Source organism: Moorena sp. SIO3B2 (genome assembly GCF_010692525.1).
GTDB classification, from domain to species: domain Bacteria; phylum Cyanobacteriota; class Cyanobacteriia; order Cyanobacteriales; family Coleofasciculaceae; genus Moorena; species Moorena producens.
On sequence record NZ_JAAHHE010000508.1, the window covers coordinates 1 to 3,754 of the forward strand.

Sequence of the window (3,754 nt, forward strand, 5' to 3'; positions counted from 1 at the left end):
TCAAGGAGGGTCTACCAATATATATCATCCTTTGTCAACTCAGATGGTACTCAGTGCAGGTGATCTACTCCACGAGGTGACTCCTGTTGTTCGAGGGGAACGACGGACTCTTGTAGCTTTTCTCTCTTTGACATCCTCCCGCCACTAAGCTACCGCTATAGTGGGGGATTCCTAAACCTCACGATTTAGGTTTCTGTTTCCTTCCCGTTTCGAGAAAGCCGACGCTACGCGAACGGGATTTTCGCAACTGCCCTTCAACCTTATGGTTGTCAGGTCTTATGTTCGCTCCACAGACTGACACGGCAAGTCCTGCCGCCAAAATATTCTGACTCGCGTTGATATCACGGTCATGGATAATCCCACATTCAGGACACTTCCACTCCCTAATATCCAACGGCATTTTATCAACGATATGCCCACAGTTCCCACATCTTTTAGAACTAGGAAACCATCGGTCAATCTTAATTAAGTCTCGACCATACCACTGGCATTTGTAATCCAGTTGTCTAGTTAATTCCCCCCAACTAGCGTCGCTAATAGCAAGGGCAAGTTTATGGTTCTTCACCATGTTTTTTATAGCTAAATCCTCAACGACAATCGTTTGGTTTTCGCGTACCAGTTGAGTAGTCAGCTTATGCAAAAAGTCTTTACGGGTATCAGTTATGTGTGCATGTACTTTAGCTACTTTTAGTCTAGCTTTTTGTCTGTTGTTAGAACCTTTTTTCTTGCGAGACAGTACTTTTTGAACACGTCTTAATTTCTGGTGTAACCCCTTAAAGTGCTTGGGATTAGTAATCTTTTCTCCGTCACTAGTAGCGATCAAGCTATTTATGCCCACATCCAAACCGATAGACTTATCAGTTTTTGGAAAAGGCTTAATAGTATGGTCATCTACCAGAAGAGATACATACCAACGTCCTCTAGCATCCAACTTGACAGTAATAGTAGAAGGAGTGCAATTTTCAGGTATTTTTTTACTCCATCGGATTGGCAAGTGCTCAGAGCATTTAGCTAAAAACACTTGCCCATTCTTCCAACGGAAAGCCGACTTAGTAAATTCAACACTACCGCCATTATGTTTCTTTTTGAAATTGGGATATTTAGCACGTCCTGCCCAGAAATTCGCAAAGGCTTTTTGTTCGCGTAGCGTCGGCTTCGCCGAAAGGTTCCTCAAGCCTTGTTGAAGCGGTACACAGCTAACCTCATTAAGGAAACTAAGCTCTTCTTGCTTTTTCCAACTTGTTAGCATTGAGGATGTTTGTGCATACCCAACTCGTTCTTGATTCTCATACCAAGCTTGAGTCCTAGCTGCTAAAGCCATGTTGTAAACCAACCGAGTACAACCCAGTGTCCGTCGCAAGAGAGTTTCTTGCTCGGTCGTTGGATAAAAGCGATAGCGATAGGCACGTTGAATCATACTCACATTATACACCACTTATTGTGAAGTCATACAATAGAGCAGGGCGGCGTTTCCTCTCACCGTTAAGCTTCGCTATAACGGGAGTCTCCACGCCGAAGATAGATGAAACATTAAATTCTCCCATAGGAAATTATCTGATGTCTATTGTGGTAAGCCCTCAACCCCCTCATCAACATTTAATGACCTTCCCTGGAGTTCTCTCTATTGGAGAGTGTGTTGACCTGGTTGAAGATGCAGCGAAGCACGAGTTGGAAGAAGCAAAAATTCGTGTCGGTCATGACTACTCTAAGCAAGTAATTGACCGTTCTTATCGATGGGCACATCTTCTCAAGATCCCTCAATTAACTGAGTATAGCTGGCTTTATCAACGCCTAATCGCATGTGCAGATCAGGCTAACGAGGTATTTAACTTCAATATTGAGAAGGAATTTTCAGAACCAATTCTTCTCCTACGTTACGGGATCGGAGGTCATTATAAGGAACATACTGATGTCAACAAAGGTGTAATTGGTGGACGCCGTATCAGCATTGTCGTTCAACTTAGCCCACCTGAAGACTATGAGGGGGGAAGTCTCATCTTTAGGAAAGCTGTACAAGTGGCTAGCACAGAGCAAGGCTCAGCAACACTCTTCCCATCCAGTTGGATTCACCAGGTACAGCCCGTTACACGAGGAACCCGCTTTGCTCTAGTAGCTTGGATTAATAGTCGGATCTTCGATGGAGTTTGATCGATCAGGGGTAGAACTAGCGAAGCTGTCACCAGGGGCAATCTAGCCTGAAACCCTTTTTGTTTACCGCTATCAAGAATGGCGATAGGACTTACCCAAGTGAAAGTAAAAATCAAGGTTTTAGCCAATGGCAAACCAGTAACTTCAAATGTACAGATGCTCAGATATCTCGATTTAAGCCAAATCAAACAGCAACACCTCTGCTTGCTCTTGACCCACTAACATCACAGATTCTGCTTGAGAAATAGCAGCACCATCACCAGCTTGTAGCAAGTAATTATCTAACTTGACCTGACCTCGTGCTACTTGTACCCAAATATGACGATCTTGATTAGCATGGGTTATTACTGATGCACCAGCATCCAGATTCGTGGCATAGACATTAACATCTTGATGAATGGTCACAGAACCATCCCGTCCATCCTCTGAAGCAACTAGTCTTAATTGATTCTGCTTTTCTTCTGGTGCATAAAATTTCTGCTCGTAGCTTGGTATTAATCGAGTTTGATTCGGTAGAATCCAGATTTGAAAAAAATGGGCGATGTCAGTGGCTGAATAATTATACTCACTGTGGGCAATACCTTTTCCTGCACTCATCCGTTGCACTTCACCAGGACGAATAACGGTTGTATTGCCAAGGGTATCTTTGTGCTCAAGGGCTCCTTCTAGGACATAGGAAATAATTTCCATATCTCTATGGGAGTGAGTTCCAAAGCCAGTTCCACCTTCAATCCGGTCTTGATTAATTACCCGCAGTTTGCCAAATCCCATATGAGCGGGGTCGTAATAGTTAGCAAAGGAAAAGGTGTGATAAGAATCGAGCCAACCGTAATTAGCGTGTCCTCTTTCAGAGGATTTACGAATTTTGATTACTTTCTGATTGTTTGTGGTTACAGTCATCGGGTTTGTTTCCAAATCTTGTAATTAGTCATTAATAAACTTTGAGGAGTACTACACTTGGAATGATTCTCCAAAGCTCTCCCCATAGTAAACTTGTTCGATATCAAACCGTCCACCATAGAGTTTAAAGCGATGCAGCGCGGTCTTGGGGGTTTCCCCCATGAGCGACTGCATCAAGACAGGGTTCAGCGGCGTATCCCATGGGGAGTAAACAACACACATCTACTTCCGCAGGAATGTTAAATGCTTCTTTAATTTGAGCAGACACAAATCCTTCCATGGGACAGGTATCAACCCCAAAGCTTTTTGCCACAATCATTAAATGAGCAACGGCTAACATAGTGTGACGATTTGTCCAGGCTTCGGTGGATTGAAACGAGGGATGATACTCAAACAATTGAGGAATGGAGCTACGCATAAAATCTGCATAAGCATCATTGACTCCACCAACATCTAACCCTAGTTGAATCACCGATTCAATGTAATCGGTTTGAGTAACTCGGCGATCGCCACAACAAATTAATACAACTGGAGCTTCTGTTACTTGACGCTGATTAAGCTGTTCGGCATTTAAATTGGTATAATAAAAATTAATAAATAACCCAATAATAGGAAATATGCCAGCAAAAAATTATCTGACACAAGAGCAAAAAACAATACTTCAAAAAGCCTTAAAAATAGAAGAAAATGGAAATATTAGAGAACG

The 3,754-nt window shown here is 42.8% G+C and carries 3 protein-coding genes and 1 pseudogene; 1 reads left to right on the forward strand and 3 read right to left on the reverse strand.

Annotation, left to right across the window (positions count from 1 at the left end):
* Positions 1-178: 178 nt before the first annotated feature.
* The gene (locus F6K38_RS37100) at positions 179-1,417 is read right to left on the reverse strand and encodes an RNA-guided endonuclease InsQ/TnpB family protein (RefSeq protein ID WP_071986982.1); all 1,239 of its coding nucleotides are present in this window, start codon (positions 1,415-1,417) and stop codon (positions 179-181) included.
* 140 nt (positions 1,418-1,557) lie between these two features.
* On the opposite strand from F6K38_RS37100, the gene F6K38_RS37105 reads away from it, so the two are divergent.
* Positions 1,558-2,148, forward strand: a complete 591-nt coding sequence (locus tag F6K38_RS37105; RefSeq protein WP_008190544.1) for a 2OG-Fe(II) oxygenase — start codon at positions 1,558-1,560, stop codon at positions 2,146-2,148.
* Between the two features lie 174 nt (positions 2,149-2,322).
* Here F6K38_RS37105 and F6K38_RS37110 read toward each other — a convergent pair whose 3' ends face one another.
* Positions 2,323-3,048, reverse strand: a complete 726-nt coding sequence (locus tag F6K38_RS37110; RefSeq protein WP_008190546.1) for a pirin family protein — start codon at positions 3,046-3,048, stop codon at positions 2,323-2,325.
* Between the two features lie 51 nt (positions 3,049-3,099).
* Positions 3,100-3,622 (reverse strand): annotated as a pseudogene (locus F6K38_RS37115) (nitroreductase family protein); the annotation flags it as partial.
* Positions 3,623-3,754: the final 132 nt, after the last annotated feature.